The organism is Pseudoxanthobacter sp. M-2, assembly GCF_046156265.1.
GTDB lineage: Bacteria > Pseudomonadota > Alphaproteobacteria > Rhizobiales > Segnochrobactraceae > CAMDHY01.
Window position 1 is genome coordinate 233932 of sequence record NZ_JAWDIR010000022.1, and the last position, 15372, is coordinate 249303.

Below are 15372 nucleotides of genomic sequence, written 5' to 3' on the forward strand. Positions count from 1 at the left end.
CGACGGGCAAGCGCGCTTTCGTTTCTGTTTCGAACGGTTCGCTTTTCGGAGGCGCGAAACTCCCCTAACGTGAGGCCCGCACGACGGCGGGAATCGCCGCTGGGGAGGAAGCCCGCATGAACGCTCTCTCGCCGCGCCAGGGTGACATCCTGGCGCTGGCCCGCGCCCACGGCCGCGTCGGCGTCGACGAACTCGCCGGCCGCTTCAGCGTCACGCCGCAGACGATACGCAAGGACCTGAACGAGCTCTGCGACCAGCGGCTCCTGTCGCGCGTGCACGGCGGCGCGGTGATCTCGTCGGGCGTCGAGAACGTCGGCTACGACGCCCGCCGCTTCATCGCCCCCGACGAGAAGCGGGCGATCGGCGAGGCGGCGGCGCGGCTGATCCCCGACAACTCGTCGCTGTTCATCAACATCGGCACGACGACGGAAGAGGTGGCGCGGGCGCTGCAGGGGCACCAGGGGCTCCTCGTCATCACCAACAATCTGAACGTCGCCAACCTGTTGTACCGCAACCCCCAGATCGAGGTGATCGTCGCCGGCGGGCCGGTGCGGCGCTCGGACGGCGGCGTCGTCGGCTCGGCGGCGGTCGACTTCATCCGCCAGTTCAAGGTCGACCACGCCGTCATCGGCGCCTCGGCGATCGAGGAGGACGGCGTGCTGCTCGACTTCGACTACCGCGAGGTGCGGGTGTCGCGGGCGATCATCGACAATGCGCGCAAGGTCATCTTGTGCGCCGACCGGCTGAAGTTCGAGCGCTCGGCGCCGATCCGCATCGCCCACGTCTCCGAGGTCGACGCCTTCGTCACCGACCGGCTGATCTCTCAGCCCTTCGCCGAGATCTGCGGGTCGCACGGGGTCGCGGTGATCGAGGCGATGGCGGCGTCCCCCTCCCCCGCCGAGACCTGACGCCGGACGCACGCTGCACCGCCGAAGACTTTCGTGCAGTGCAGCATTATTTTCGGTTGGCTTTCGCTTAGAGGCTTATTGCGCGCGGTTTCGTTTTCGCTTAGCGTTTCCCGTGAAGAAGCAAGGCGCCGAGGCCCCCCCGTGGCCGCAACGAGCGCCCGACGGGGAAACGGCGTGGCAGCAGCGGCTTACGACCTCGCCATCATCGGCGGCGGCATCAACGGGTGCGGCATCGCGCGCGACGCCGCCGGCCGTGGCCTGAAGGTCTATCTCTGCGAGCAGGGCGACCTCGGCGGCGCCACGTCCTCGTCCTCCACCAAGCTCATCCACGGCGGCCTGCGCTATCTCGAGCACTACGAGTTCCGGCTGGTGCGCGAGGCGCTGCTCGAGCGCGAGGTGCTGCTCAAGCTCGCGCCGCACATCATCTGGCCCCTGCGCTTCGTGCTGCCGCACCACGACGGCCTGCGCCCGAAGTGGCTGCTGCGCCTCGGCCTGTTCGTCTACGACCACCTCGGCGGCCGCAAGATCCTGCCGGCGACGCGCACGCTCGACCTCACCCGCGACCCGACCGGCGCGCCGCTGAAGCCCGGCTACACCCATGGGTTCGAGTATTCGGACTGCTGGGTCGAGGATTCGCGCCTCGTCGCGCTGAATGCGCTCGATGCCGCGACGCGCGGGGCGACGATCGCACCGCGCACGCGCTGCGTCTGCGCCGATCGCGACGGCGGGCTGTGGCGCGTCAGCGTGCGCGCTCACGGCTCAGAGCGGGTGGAGACGATCGCCGCCCGCGCCCTCGTCAACGCCGCCGGCCCGTGGGTCGGCGAGGTGCTCGCCGGCGCCATCCGGGCGAACGCACCGGCGCACGTCCGCCTCGTCAAGGGCAGCCACATCGTCGTGCGCAAGCTCTACGACCACGACCGCGCCTACATCTTCCAGAATTCCGACGGCCGCATCGTCTTCGCGATCCCCTATGAGCGCGACTTCACGCTGATCGGCACCACCGACCGCGACTATCACGGCGACCCCGGCGCGGTGGCGATCGAGCCCGACGAGGTCGACTATCTCGTCAACGCGGCGAGCGAATACTTCCGCACGCCGGTGACGCGCGATCAGATCGTCTGGACCTATTCCGGCGTGCGCCCGCTCTATGACGACGGCGCCTCGAAGGCCCAGGAGGCGACGCGCGACTACGTGCTGGAGCTCGAGGCGCCGGAAGGCCGCGCGCCGCTCCTCGACGTCTTCGGCGGCAAGATCACCACCTATCGCCGGCTCGCCGAGGCGGTGCTCGACAAGCTCGCCTCCCACCTGCCGCACGGCCCGTCGTGGACGGCGACGGCGGCGCTGCCGGGTGGCGACTTCCCCCATGACGGCGCCCAGGCGCTCGCCGACCGGTTCCGGCGCGACTACCCGTTCCTGGCGCCGGCGCATGCGCTGCGGCTGGTGCGCGCCTACGGCACCCGCGCCCGCCTCATCCTCGAGGGCACGAAGACCGCCGCCGATCTCGGCCGCGTCTTCGGCTCCGACCTGACCGAACGGGAAGTCTCCTACCTGATGACCTACGAATGGGCCTCCACCGCCGCCGACGTGCTGTGGCGCCGCTCGAAGCTCGGCCTCCGGCTCACCGCCGAGGAGGCCGCCGCCCTCGACGAGCACATGACGGCCGCGCGCGGCACCGCCGCCCTGCCGGCGGCCTGAGGGAGAGCGCCGTGGAACTCACCCTTGAAGACGTCGGCAAGTCGGTCGGACGCGAGACGCACATCTCGGGCGTGTCGATGCGGCTTGCCGCCGGCTCGCTCAACGTGCTGCTCGGGCCGACGCTCTCGGGCAAGACGACGCTGATGCGGCTGATGGCCGGCCTCGACAAGCCGACGACCGGCCGCGTGCTGGTCGACGGCAAGGACGTCGCCGGCGTGGCCGTGCAGAAGCGCAACGTCGCGATGGTCTACCAGCAGTTCATCAACTACCCGTCGCTGACGGTCTACGAGAACATCGCCTCGCCGCTGCGCGTCGCCGGCAGGCCGAAGGCAGAGATCGACAAGCGCGTCCACGAGGCGGCCGACCTCCTGCGCCTCGGGCCGCTGCTGCAGCGCCTGCCGCTCGAGCTCTCCGGCGGCCAGCAGCAGCGCACGGCGATTGCCCGCGCCCTCGTGAAGGAGGCGGGCCTCGTGCTCCTCGACGAGCCGCTCGCCAACCTCGACTACAAGCTGCGCGAGGAACTGCGCGAGGAGCTGCCGAAGATCTTCTCGGCCTCCGGCGCGATCTTCGTCTACGCCACGACCGAGCCGACCGAGGCTCTCCTGCTGGGGGGCTCGACGGCGACGCTGGCGAAGGGCCGCGTCACCCAGTTCGGCCCGACGCTCGACGTCTACCGGCGGCCGACCGACAAGGTGACGGCGGAGACCTTCTCCGACCCGCCGATGAACTTCGTCACGGCCAACGGCCGCAGCGGCACCGTGGTGCTCGCCGACGGCACCGTGCTGCCGCCGGTCGGGCCCCTCGCCGTCGTCGGCGAGGGCGCGGTGACGCTCGGCTTTCGCCCCAACCACCTCTATCTGCGCCGGCCGACCGCCGATGCCGTGGCGCTGTCGGGAACGGTACGGGCGGTGGAGATCACCGGCTCGGAGAGCTTCGTGCACCTCACGCACGGCGAACACTACTGGGTGGCGCTCGCCCACGGCGTCCATGACCTGTCGCCGGGCGCGCCGGTGGAGGTCTATGTCGACCCGCACCGCATGTTCGTGTTCGGCGCCGGCGAGCGCCTCGTCGCCGCGCCGACGCGCGCAGCGGCGGCTTGAGGAGGCGACGATGGCCCGCATCGATCTCTCCGACCTCGCGCACGCCTACCGGGCGGACCCGAAGACACCGGCCGACTATGCGCTGAAGAAGCTCGACCTCTCCTGGCGCGACGGCGGTGCCTACGCGCTGCTCGGCCCGTCCGGCTGCGGGAAGACGACGCTTCTCAACATCATCTCCGGCCTCGTCCACCCGAGCCACGGCCGCGTGCTGTTCGACGGCAAGGACGTGACCAACCTGCCGACCGAGCGGCGCAACATCGCCCAGGTGTTCCAGTTCCCGGTCATCTACGACACCATGACGGTGGCGGAGAACCTCGCCTTCCCGCTGAAGAACCGCGGCGTCGACCGGGCGACCATCGACCGGCGGGTGGCCACCATCGGCGAGATGCTGGAGCTGACGCCGCTCCTCAACCGCAACGCCAGCGGCCTCACCGCCGACCTCAAGCAGAAGATCTCGCTCGGGCGCGGCCTGGTGCGCGAGGACGTCGCGGCGATCCTGTTCGACGAGCCGCTCACCGTCATCGACCCGCATTTGAAGTGGCAGTTGCGCACCCAGTTGAAGCGCCTGCACACCCAGAGCCGCGCGACGATGATCTACGTCACGCACGACCAGACCGAGGCGCTGACCTTCGCCGATACGGTGGTCGTCATGTATGACGGCGAGATCGTGCAGATCGGCCCGCCGCAGGCGCTGTTCGACCAGCCGGAACACACCTTCGTCGGCTACTTCATCGGCTCGCCCGGCATGAACGTGCTGCCGGCGGCGGTCGACGGCACGAACGCCCTCGTCGAGGGCACCACGGTGGCGCTCGGCACCCGCTACTCGGCCCTGCCGAAGACGGCGCGCATCGAGATCGGCGTCCGGCCCGAGCACGTCAGGCTGTCGACGAAGGGCGAGGGCGTGCCCGTCGAGATCGTCCGCATCGACGACATCGGTCGCCTCAAGGTCGCCAAGCTCAGTCTCGCCGGCCGACCGCTCGCCGCGGTGCTGCCGGAGGATTCCACCCTCGAGGGATCGGGCGTCCGCGCCGTCTTCGATCCCGGGCGGGTGCACGTCTACGCCGACGGCCGGCGCGTTGCGGGGGAGGCCGCCTGATGGACAAGCCCGTCAACCAGAAGGCCTGGTTCCTCGTCCTGCCCGTGCTGTTCATCGTGGCGATCTCGGCGATCATCCCGCTGATGACGGTTGTGAACTATTCGGTGCAGGACACCTTCGGCAACAACCAGTTCTTCTGGGCCGGCACCGAATGGTACGAGGAACTGCTCGCCTCCTCGCGCTTCCATGACGCGCTCGTCCGGCAGATCGCGTTCTCGGCGATCATCCTGGCAATCGAGATCCCGCTCGGCGTGGCGATCGCGCTGACGATGCCGCGCAGCGGCGTCTGGGCCTCGGCCTGCCTCGTGCTGATGGCGCTGCCGCTGCTCATTCCGTGGAACGTCGTCGGCACCATCTGGCAGGTCTTCGGCCGCGGCGACATCGGCCTGCTCGGCGCCGCCGTCAACAACCTCGGCATTCCCTACAACTACACGCAGGACACCCTGTCGGCGTGGGTGACGGTCGTCGTCATGGACGTCTGGCACTGGACGAGCCTCGTTGTGCTGCTCGCCTATGCCGGCCTGCGCTCCATTCCCGACGCCTTCTACCAGGCGGCGCGCATCGACGGCGCCTCGCGGCTGTCGGTGTTCCGCTACATCCAGCTGCCGAAGATCAAGCACGTCCTGATCATCGCCGTGCTGCTGCGGTTCATGGACAGTTTCATGATCTACACCGAGCCATTCGTCGTCACCGGTGGCGGCCCCGGCAACGCCACGACCTTCCTGTCGATCGACCTCGTCAAGATGGCGGTCGGCCAGTTCGACCTCGGCCCGGCGGCGGCGATGTCGATCGTCTACTTCCTCATCATCCTCTTGTTCTCGTGGATCTTCTACACGGTGATGACCGGCAAGCGACCGCCGATGCACGGGGAGAACCGCTGATGCGCGCGCGGGTCATCGTCCCCACTCTCTACATTCTTTTCCTCCTGTTGCCGATCTACTGGCTCGTCAACATGAGCTTCAAGACGAATACGGAGATCGTCGGCGGCGTGACGCTCTGGCCGCAGACCTTCACATTCGCCAACTACATGGTGATCTTCACCGATGCGAGCTGGTACTCGGGCTACATCAACTCGATCATCTACGTGGTGATGAACACGGTGATCTCGCTCGCCGTGGCACTGCCGGCGGCCTATGCGTTCTCCCGCTACCGCTTCCTCGGCGACAAGCACCTGTTCTTCTGGCTCCTGTCGAACCGGATGGCGCCGCCGGCGGTGTTCGCGCTGCCGTTCTTCCAGCTCTACTCGGCGTTCGGGCTGATCGACACGCACCTTGCGGTCGCGCTCGCGCACTGCCTGTTCAACGTGCCGCTCGCCGTGTGGATCCTCGAGGGCTTCATGTCGGGCGTGCCGCGCGAGATCGACGAGACAGCCTACATCGACGGCTACTCCTTCCCGAAGTTCTTCGTGAAGATCTTCATGCCGCTGATCGCGTCGGGCATCGGCGTCGCCGCCTTCTTCTGCTTCATGTTCTCGTGGGTGGAGCTGCTGCTCGCCCGCACGCTGACGACGACGGACGCCAAGCCCATCGCGGCGATCATGACGCGAACGGTGTCGGCGGCCGGCATGGACTGGGGCGTGCTCGCCGCAGCGGGCGTGCTCACCATCATCCCGGGTGCGATCGTCATCTGGTTCGTCCGCAACTACATCGCCAAGGGCTTTGCCCTCGGCCGGGTTTGAGGAGCCGCCGCCCGTGTCGATGGACTTCTCGTGGATGGCGTGGACGTGGCCGACGGCCACCTTCTTCCTGGTGATCGCCGCGATGCTCGTCGGCATGACGCTGTGGGAGTGGGCGGTGCCCGGCGGCAGCCCCCGCTACGGCGTACTCGGCATCGAGACGACGCGCGGCGACCGCTTCTTCGTCTCGCTGCTCGGCAGCGCCTTCATCACGCTCGCCTGGCTCGGCCTCGTCGGGCCGGACCTGTGGTGGGCCCTCGGCGTCTGCGTGGTCTGGGCGCTCGGCGTGTTCCGCTGGGTGTGAGGTTCGGGCCGCCGTTCGCGGCCCGCAAGGAGATCTGATGCGACGCGGCCGGTGGGAGTGCCGGGCGGCGCAGCAAGAGACGGGCCGGCCGTTCAAGGGGCGGCGGGTCCGGAAGGTTCACGAATAACCCTGGGAGGATCCGTGATGCGATACCATCTGATGAGTTCGGTCGGGGCACTCGCCCTGATGCTGGCGGCGGGCCCCGCGTTCGCCGACATGGATGCGGCGAAGTCGTTCCTCGACGCCGAGATCGGTGACCTGTCGACGCTGTCGCGCGCCGACCAGGAAGCCGAGATGCAGTGGTTCATCGATGCCGCCAAGCCGATGGCCGGCATGGAGATCAAGGTCGTCTCCGAGACGATCACCACACACGAATACGAATCGAAGGTGCTGGCGCCGGCCTTCACGGCGATCACCGGCATCAAGGTGACGCACGACCTCATCGGCGAGGGCGACGTCGTCGAGAAGCTGCAGACGCAGATGCAGTCCGGCGAGAACATCTACGACGGCTACATCAACGACTCCGACCTGATCGGCACGCACTGGCGCTACCTGCAGGCCCGCGACCTCACCGACTGGATGGCGAACGAGGGCAAGGACGTCACCAATCCGAACCTCGACCTCGACGACTTCATCGGCAAGTCGTTCACCACCGCCCCGGACGGCAAGCTCTACCAGCTGCCCGACCAGCAGTTCGCCAACCTCTACTGGTTCCGGTACGACTGGTTCAACGACGAGAAGAACAAGGCCGACTTCAAGGCGAAGTACGGCTACGACCTCGGCGTGCCGGTCAACTGGTCGGCCTACGAGGACATCGCCGAGTTCTTCACCGGCCGCGAGATCGACGGCAAGAAGGTCTTCGGCCATATGGACTATGGCAAGAAGGACCCGTCGCTCGGCTGGCGGTTCACGGACGCCTGGCTGTCGATGGCCGGCAACGGCGACCGCGGCATCCCGAACGGCAAGCCGGTGGACGAGTGGGGCATCCGCGTCGACGCCCAGGACCGTCCGGTCGGCTCGTGCGTCGCCCGCGGCGGCGACACCAACGGCGCCGCGGCGGTCTACTCGATCGAGAAGTACCTCGACTGGCTGAAGGCCTATGCGCCGCCGAACGCCGCCGGCATGACCTTCGGCGAGGCCGGCCCGGTGCCCGCCCAGGGCGAGATCGCCCAGCAGATCTTCTGGTACACCGCCTTCACCGCCGACATGGTCAAGGACGGCCTGCCGGTGGTGAATGCCGACGGCTCGCCGAAGTGGCGGATGGCGCCCTCGCCGAAGGGCTCCTACTGGGTCGACGGCATGAAGCTCGGCTACCAGGACGCCGGCTCGTGGACCCTGATGAAGTCGACCCCGGTCGACCGCGCCAAGGCCGCCTGGCTCTACGCGCAGTTCGTCACCTCGAAGACGGTGGACGTGAAGAAGAGCCACGTCGGCCTGACCTTCATCCGCGAGTCGACGATCCGCGACAAGAGCTTCACCGAGCGTGCTCCGAAGCTCGGCGGGCTGATCGAGTTCTACCGCTCGCCGGCGCGCGTGCAGTGGTCGCCGACCGGCACCAACGTGCCGGACTATCCGAAGCTCGCTCAGCTGTGGTGGCAGGCGATCGGCGACGCGTCGTCGGGTGCCAAGTCGGCGCAGGAGGCGATGGACTCGCTGTGCGCCGAGCAGGAGCGCGTGCTGGAGCGCCTCGAGCGTGCCGGCGTGCAGGGCGACATCGGGCCGAAGCTCAACGAGGAGCATCCGCTCGAGTACTGGGTCGAGCTCGCCAAGAAGGAAGGCAACATCGCTCCGCAGCCGAAGCTCGCCAACGAGAAGCCGCAGGGCGAGACGGTCGACTACGACACGCTGATCAAGACCTGGGCCGACGCCCAGTCGAAGTGAGCGGTTGAGGCTGGTCTCGACGCGTCCCTCCCCCCTTGTGGGGGAGGTGGCCGGCGAAGCCGGTCGGAGGGGGCGCCGCGCGCGAGCGCGGCGTCCTGTCTTTTCTTCGCCAGACGCGTCCCTCCCCTGCCAGGGGGAGGGACAGGCCGCGCAGCGGCCAGGGTGGGGCCCGTCAATCCAGCGAAGAGCCTTGGATTGACAGGCCCCCACCTGCCTTCGCTGCGCAAAGGCTGTCCTCCCCCCTGGCAGGGGGAGGACGCTTCCGCCACGGAACCCCTCCCCCATGCCCACGCACCTCATCGCCATCGACCAGGGGACCACCTCGACGCGGGCGATCGTGTTCGCGGCGGACTTGTCCGTCGTCGCCGTCGCGCAAGCGGAGTTCCCGCAGCACTATCCGCTGTCGGGCTGGGTCGAGCACGATCCGGAAGACCTGTGGTCGACGACCGTCGACACCGTGCGCCGGGCGATGGCGAAGGCCGGCCTTGCGGCCGCCGACATCGCGGCGATCGGCATCACCAACCAGCGCGAGACCACCGTCGTCTGGGACAAGACGACGGGGCGCGCCGTCCACAACGCCATCGTCTGGCAGGACCGTCGAACCGCCGAGTTCTGCGCCGGCCTGAAGGCCGAGGGCGTCGAGCCGATGGTGACGGCGAAAACCGGCCTGATCCTCGACCCCTATTTCTCGGCGACCAAGCTCGCCTATGTGCTCGACCACGTCGACGGCGCCCGCGCCCGGGCAGAGCGCGGCGAGCTCGCCTTCGGCACCGTCGACACGTTCCTGATGTGGCGCCTGACCGGCGGCGCGACGTTCGCCACCGACGCCACCAACGCCGCCCGTACGCTGCTGTGTGACATCCGCACCGGCGCCTGGGACGATGAGTTGATGCGGCTCTTCCGCGTGCCGGCCTCGATGCTGCCGGAGATCCGCGACAGCGCCGCCGACTTCGGCACGACGCTGCCGGAGCTGTTCGGCGGGCCGATCCGGATCGCCGGCGTCGCCGGCGACCAGCAGGCGGCGACCGTCGGCCAGGCGTGCTTCACGCCCGGCATGATGAAGTCCACCTACGGCACCGGCGCTTTCGCGCTGTTGAACACCGGCGACGCCCCCGTCGCCTCGAACAACCGGCTTTTGACGACCATCGCCTACCAGCTCGGCGGCAAGCGCACCTATGCGCTGGAGGGGGCGATCTTCGTCGCGGGTGCTGCCGTGCAGTGGCTGCGCGACGGGCTCGGCGTCATTCGCACGGCGGCCGAGACCGCCGCCTTCGCCGCCGCCTCCGACCCGACGCAGGACGTCTACCTCGTGCCGGCCTTCACTGGCCTCGGGGCGCCGTGGTGGGACCCGGACGCCCGCGGCGCCCTCTACGGCCTGTCGCGCGGCACGACGCCGCGCGAACTCGCCCGCGCAGCCCTCGAAAGCGTCGGCTACCAGACCCGTGACCTCCTCGACGCCATGCGCCGCGACTGGCCGGACGCCGACGGCACCGCCACGGTGCTGCGCGTCGACGGCGGCATGGTGGCGAGCGACTGGACGCTGCAGTTCCTCGCCGACGTGCTCGACGCGCCAGTCGACCGCCCGGAAGTGCTGGAGACGACCGCAGTGGGTGCGGCCTATCTCGCCGGCCTGCAGACCGGCGTCTGCCCGGAGCCTTCAGTGTTTGCCGAGCGCTGGAAGCTCGACCGCCGTTTCGAACCGGCCATGCCGGCCGAGCAGCGCGAGCGCAAGCTCGCCGGCTGGGCCCGCGCCGTCCGCCGCACGCTCACGACCGACTGACGCACGCAAACCCCTGTCGCAGCGCCGATGAGCGCGCTAGGCTCCTGACCGTGCGCGACGAGGCCGGCGTGAGCGAGAGCGACGACATTCCCGAGACTGGTCCAGGCGTGATGGCCCGGCTGCTGGCGGCGGTCAGCGACCACTGGCACGCGCAGCCGATCCGCCGCCGCATCCTGATCGCCGCCGCAGCCCTCAACCTCGCGGCCATCGCGGCGGCCGGCATCGTCGTCGTCGTCAATGCCCGCTTCGCCACCAATGTCGAGATCGCCGCGTCGCTCGACGCCTCCGCCCGCTTCGTCCGCACCGCCATCGTGGAGATGCGCGCCGACGTCTCGCTGCCGGCGCTGGCGACGGCGGTCGACAGCGGCGCGGCAGCGCGGCACGTCCGCATCGCCGTACTGGACGCCGAGGGGCGCGCCGTCGCCGCGAGCGCCCCGGTCGACCGCCACGATGACGACGAGCCGCACGAGCGCGCACCCGACTGGTTTGCCCGGCTGATCGCGGCGACGCCCCCGACGGTGCAGGTGCCCGTCGTCGTCGGCGGCGAAGAGATCGCGACGGTGGTGCTGACCGGCGAGCCGGCCGACGAGATCGCCGAGGTGTGGGAGGACGTGCAGGCGCTGGCGATCATCGCGCTGGTGGTCAATGTCGCGGTGCTGCTCGTGCTCGCCGTCGCCGTCGGCCGGGCGCTCGCGCCGCTGTCGGCGCTCGCCCGTGGCCTGTCGCGGCTGGAGGGCGGCGACTACCGCGCCCGCCTGGAGCCGCCGCGCGACGCCGAGTTCGCGCTGATCGCCTCCCGCTTCAACGCGCTCGCCGAGCAACTCACGGCCACCCGTGCGGAAAACCGGCGGCTCAGCCTGCGCCTCCTCAGCGCCCAGGACGACGAGCGCCGTGTCGTCGCCGGCGAACTCCACGACGAGGCGGGCCCGTGCCTGTTCGGCATCGTCGCCAACGCCCGCTCGATCGAAACGATCGCCCGCGGCAGCCGTGCCGCCCGCGCCCCGGAGATCGTCGAGCGGGCCCGCGAGGTCGCCGACATCGCCGATCGCCTGAAGACGGTGAACCGCCGCCTTCTGCAGCGCCTCCGCCCGATGTCGCTCGGCCATGTGCCGCTCGCGGAGCTCGCCGGCGGTCTCGTCGACGAGTTCCGCCGGCTGGCGCCCTCGGTGCTGTTCGACCTCGCCGTCGGTGAGCTCGCCGACGGCTATGGCGAGGCGCGCGACCTCACCGTCTATCGCTGCCTGCAGGAGTGCCTGACCAACGCCCTCAAGCACGCCGAGCCGCGCATCGTGCTGGTCGAGCTCGCGGAGCGGCGGGCGGGGCCGCGCGGGCCGCGCCTGCACCTCTCGGTCGAGGACGACGGCATCGGCATGGACAGGAACGTGCCGGCCGGCTACGGCCTGTCGGGCATCGCCGAGCGGGTGCGGGCTCTCGGCGGCGAGCTCTCGTGGGGAACGGGCGAGGCGGGCGGCACGCGGTTCGAGATCGAGCTGCCGCTCGCCGGTGACGGCGGCACGCCCGAGAATGGTGAGGGAGTAGCGGACGTGCCGGTTGGTTTCGGGGAAAGAGTGAGATGAGCCGTCCTGTGCTGGTCGTCGACGATCATCCGATCGTGCTGGCGGGCTGTCGCCGCGTCCTGGAAGACGCCGGGCTCGGCCCGGTCGCCGAGGCGCCGTCGATCGCGCGCGGCTACCGGCTGTTCCTCCGGCTCAAGCCGCGGCTCGCCATCATCGACCTGTCGATGCGCGGCGGCGGGCTGGACGGCCTCCGGCTCGTGCAACGCATCCGCCGGCGCGCCACCGACACGGCCATCCTGGTGCTGACGATGCACCGCGAGCCGGCCGTGGTGACGCGGGCGCTCGAAGCCGGCGCCGACGGCTATCTCCTCAAGGACACGGCCCCGGACGAACTGGTGGCGGCGGTGGGCGCGGTGCTGCGCGGTCGCCCCTATCTCAGCCACGGCCTCGCCACCGAGGTGGTGCTGCACGGCGCCCGCCAGCGCCGCGCGCCGCGCCCGGTGATGACCCCGCGCGAGACCGAGATCCTCGAGCTCCTCGCCGACGGCAAGTCCTACGCGCTGATCGCCGAGGAGCTGTCGCTCTCCTACAAGACGATCGCCAACACTGCCTCGCAACTGAAGGCGAAGCTCGGCGTCTCGACGCTGCCCGAGCTCGTGCACGCCGCGGTGCGGGGCCGCGAAGGCGCGCTCTGACACACTGCCGTGCGGCCGCCGCGGGAGACGGCCGCAAACACCGCATTGACTTCACGCCCGGGGCGGGACGACGCTCCGGGTCGGGCGCCCGATGCCGCGATCGGGATCGTCCTTCCGCCTTGCCGGCGCGGGGCCGGCGGGCGCCGGAATTCGCGGCCGATCCCTCGAGGAGATCTTCGATGAGCCACAACGCCGACCTCGTCGACCGCCGCCAGAAGGCGGTGCCGCGCGGGGTGTCGACCCCCTACCCGGTCTATGCGGCCCGCGCCGAGAACGCCGAACTGTGGGATGTCGACGGCAAGCGCTACATCGACTTCGCCGGTGGCATCGCCGTGCTCAATGTCGGCCACCGCCACCCGAAGGTGATCGCCGCCGTCGAGGCACAGCTCGGCCTCTACACCCACACCTGCTTCCAGGTCGTCCCCTACGAGCCCTACATCGCTCTCGCCGAGCGCCTGAACGCGCTTGCCCCCTTCAAGGGCCAGGCGAAGACGATGTTCGTGACGACGGGCGCCGAAGCGGTCGAGAACTGCGTGAAGCTCGCTCGCGCCGCCACCGGCCGCTCGGCCGTCATCGCGTTCGCCGGCGCCTTCCATGGCCGCACGATGATGGGCATGGCGCTGACGGGCAAGACGCAGCCCTACAAGCACAAGTTCGGCCCGATGCCGGCGGACGTCTACCACGCGCCGTTCCCGATCGCCGACCACGGCGTCAGCGTGGCGGACAGCCTGAAGGCGCTCGAGACCCTGTTCCGCGCCGACGTGGAACCCTCGCGGGTCGCCGCCATCATCATCGAACCCGTGCAGGGAGAGGGCGGCTTCTACCCCGCACCGGCCGAGTTCCTGGTGGCGCTGCGCAAGCTCTGCGACGACCACGGCATCCTGCTCGTCGCCGACGAGGTGCAGACGGGCTTCGCGCGCACCGGCAAGATGTTCGCCATCGAGCACTCCGGCGTCGAGCCGGACCTCGTCGCGGTGGCGAAGTCGCTCGCCGGTGGCTTCCCTCTTGCCGGCGTCATCGGCAAGGCGGCGGTGATGGACGCCGCCGACCCCGGCGGCCTCGGCGGCACCTATGGCGGCAATCCGGTGGCGTGCGCGGCGGCGCTCGCCGTGCTCGACGTCATCGCCGAGGAGAAGCTGCTGGAGCGCGCCGATGCCATGGGCGAGCGCGTCAAGGCGAAGCTGAAGGCGATCGCCTCGCGCAACGACGTCGTGCCGATCACGGCGATCCGCGGCCCGGGCGCGATGATCGGCTTCGACATCGTCAAGACGCGCGGCGACTACGAGCCGGACGCCGAGGCTACGAAGCGCGTCACCACCGCCGCCCTGCACGACGGGCTGGTGCTGTTGTCGTGCGGCGTGCACGCCAACGCCATCCGCATCCTCGTGCCGCTGACCGCCTCCGAGGAGATCCTCGACGAGGGCATGGCGAAGCTAGAGGCGGCCCTCGTCTCGGCGGCGCGGCTCGCCGCCTGACGATCGAAAGACACTGGCCGGGCCTTCGACGGCCCGGCCGGGTGCTCCACTGAACCCGCCCGCCGCGCCTGAGCAGCGGCGCGGCGCTCCCCCGCGGGGACACGGAACGGTCGCACGGTGGCCGGAACGGCCGGGGCACAGGCGGCGTTGTCCGGCGAGTGTTCCTCTCGCCGAAGGCCGCCGTCCCATGCCCGCCACCGCCCCCGACCGCTCCATCATCCGCCGCGACAGCTCCCGCGGCGACCTGCTGATCTTCGACATCCGCGCCAAGATCACCGAGCCCGACATCGAGTGGATGGCGGCCCAGGCAGACGCCGCCTTCGACCGCTTCGGCGAGGTCGACATGCTCATCGTCATGTCGAACTACGACGGCGCCGAGCTCGGCGCGATCTTCGACGGCGACGCCCTCGGCGTGCAGGCGCGCGCCGCCCGCCACGTGCGCCGCTACGCCGTGGTCGGTGCGCCCGCCTGGGCGAAGGCGATGATCAACCTGTTCGCACCGCTGACACCCGTGGAAGAGAAGACCTTCGACCTCGCCGAAGAGGCCGCCGCCCGGGCCTGGGTCGACGGGGGCGCGAGCCCTGCAACGGCAGGATGAGGAACGGCCGCCGGCGCGCCCGCCGGCCTGACGGGGGTCGCCGCACCCCAGGCAGGCCAAAATATGCATTTTCACATTGTCTTGATGCTCGTTTTCAGCGAGCAGAACACAACCCTGAGAGCGTTTAGGCGCTTGTCATCCGTTCACGGCAACGTTACCATTTGAGATATGAGCCGTCGCATCGACGTCGCCGGACCCAAGACCGCGCGCGCCGGCGTCGTCATTGCAAAATTCGACACAGAAATGCCGCGCTGCGAGTTATGGCATCTTCTGGCGGATGGGGGCGACCGTGCGAAGAGCACACAAGTCACGCTTCTCCGGGAACATCAACTATGCCAACAGCCTTGGCATAAATGGCTGGCTTGTCGACAATCAAGACGCCACTTCCAAGGTGCGCTTTGCTCTCTTCATCAATGGAGTACGTGTCGGTTTTTATGCTGCTGCGCGCGTACGCGAGAAGATCAACGCGCGAGGCATGATCAGCAGGCGGTTCGGCTTCCACATTCCGATTGCGCCGGAATGGCCCCTGACGGGACGTTCCATCATCGTCCTGCAGCCATCCGACAGCGCCGACTTCCATCTGAGCACCCTCTTCGACGACGGGGCCGAGGCGACGCCAGTTGCCGCGCCTACACCCCAGCACAACCA

General features: G+C 69.5%; 14 protein-coding genes. 13 read left to right on the forward strand and 1 reads right to left on the reverse strand.

The genetic code is table 11. From position 1 onward, the window contains the following. The first annotated feature begins 116 nt into the window (after positions 1–116). The 13 genes from RUR49_RS12805 (at position 117) to RUR49_RS12865 (ending at position 14724) form a co-directional block, all read left to right on the forward strand. Positions 117–908, forward strand: coding sequence for a DeoR/GlpR family DNA-binding transcription regulator (locus tag RUR49_RS12805; protein WP_409146768.1), 792 nt, complete (start codon positions 117–119; stop codon positions 906–908). 174 nt (positions 909–1082) lie between these two features. Next, positions 1083–2603 (forward strand): glycerol-3-phosphate dehydrogenase, encoded by a 1521-nt coding sequence (gene glpD, locus RUR49_RS12810; RefSeq protein WP_409146769.1) that lies wholly within the window; start codon positions 1083–1085, stop codon positions 2601–2603. An 11-nt stretch (positions 2604–2614) separates the two neighbouring features. Next, entirely contained in the window at positions 2615–3703 is a 1089-nt protein-coding gene (locus RUR49_RS12815; RefSeq protein WP_409146770.1) for an ABC transporter ATP-binding protein, read from the forward strand. Positions 3704–3713: 10 nt separating this feature from the next. Then, positions 3714–4799, forward strand: coding sequence for an ABC transporter ATP-binding protein (locus tag RUR49_RS12820; protein WP_409146771.1), 1086 nt, complete (start codon positions 3714–3716; stop codon positions 4797–4799). Further along, positions 4799–5680 carry a carbohydrate ABC transporter permease gene (locus RUR49_RS12825; RefSeq protein WP_409146772.1) on the forward strand — a complete coding sequence of 294 codons (882 nt, stop codon included), beginning with the start codon at positions 4799–4801 and terminating at the stop codon, positions 5678–5680. The genes RUR49_RS12820 and RUR49_RS12825 overlap by 1 nt, the downstream gene beginning before the upstream one ends. Next, positions 5680–6477: a carbohydrate ABC transporter permease gene (locus tag RUR49_RS12830; protein WP_409146773.1), complete on the forward strand. Its 798-nt coding sequence runs from the start codon at positions 5680–5682 to the stop codon at positions 6475–6477. The genes RUR49_RS12825 and RUR49_RS12830 overlap by 1 nt, the downstream gene beginning before the upstream one ends. 19 nt (positions 6478–6496) lie before the next feature. Further along, the gene (locus RUR49_RS12835; protein WP_409147138.1) at positions 6497–6778 is read left to right on the forward strand and encodes a DUF2160 domain-containing protein; all 282 of its coding nucleotides are present in this window, start codon (positions 6497–6499) and stop codon (positions 6776–6778) included. Positions 6779–6937: 159 nt separating this feature from the next. Continuing rightward, a complete protein-coding gene (locus RUR49_RS12840; RefSeq protein WP_409147139.1) occupies positions 6938–8659 on the forward strand; it encodes an ABC transporter substrate-binding protein in 1722 nt (573 codons plus the stop codon). Positions 8660–8942: 283 nt separating this feature from the next. Next, positions 8943–10439, forward strand: coding sequence for a glycerol kinase GlpK (gene glpK, locus RUR49_RS12845; RefSeq protein ID WP_409146774.1), 1497 nt, complete (start codon positions 8943–8945; stop codon positions 10437–10439). Between the two features lie 68 nt (positions 10440–10507). After that, the gene (locus RUR49_RS12850; RefSeq protein WP_409146775.1) at positions 10508–12016 is read left to right on the forward strand and encodes an ATP-binding protein; all 1509 of its coding nucleotides are present in this window, start codon (positions 10508–10510) and stop codon (positions 12014–12016) included. Further along, on the forward strand, positions 12013–12651 hold the full coding sequence (locus tag RUR49_RS12855; protein WP_409146776.1) for a response regulator: 639 nt from the start codon (positions 12013–12015) through the stop codon (positions 12649–12651). Before RUR49_RS12850 ends, RUR49_RS12855 begins: the two co-directional genes overlap by 4 nt. Before the next feature lie 179 nt (positions 12652–12830). Beyond that, positions 12831–14126, forward strand: coding sequence for a 4-aminobutyrate--2-oxoglutarate transaminase (gabT, locus tag RUR49_RS12860; RefSeq protein WP_409146777.1), 1296 nt, complete (start codon positions 12831–12833; stop codon positions 14124–14126). Positions 14127–14313: 187 nt separating this feature from the next. Then, a complete protein-coding gene (locus tag RUR49_RS12865) occupies positions 14314–14724 on the forward strand; it encodes an STAS/SEC14 domain-containing protein (protein ID WP_409146778.1) in 411 nt (136 codons plus the stop codon). Positions 14725–15031: 307 nt separating this feature from the next. Here RUR49_RS12865 and RUR49_RS12870 read toward each other — a convergent pair whose 3' ends face one another. Then, positions 15032–15304: a hypothetical protein gene (locus tag RUR49_RS12870; RefSeq protein WP_409146779.1), complete on the reverse strand. Its 273-nt coding sequence runs from the start codon at positions 15302–15304 to the stop codon at positions 15032–15034. Positions 15305–15372 lie beyond the last annotated feature (68 nt).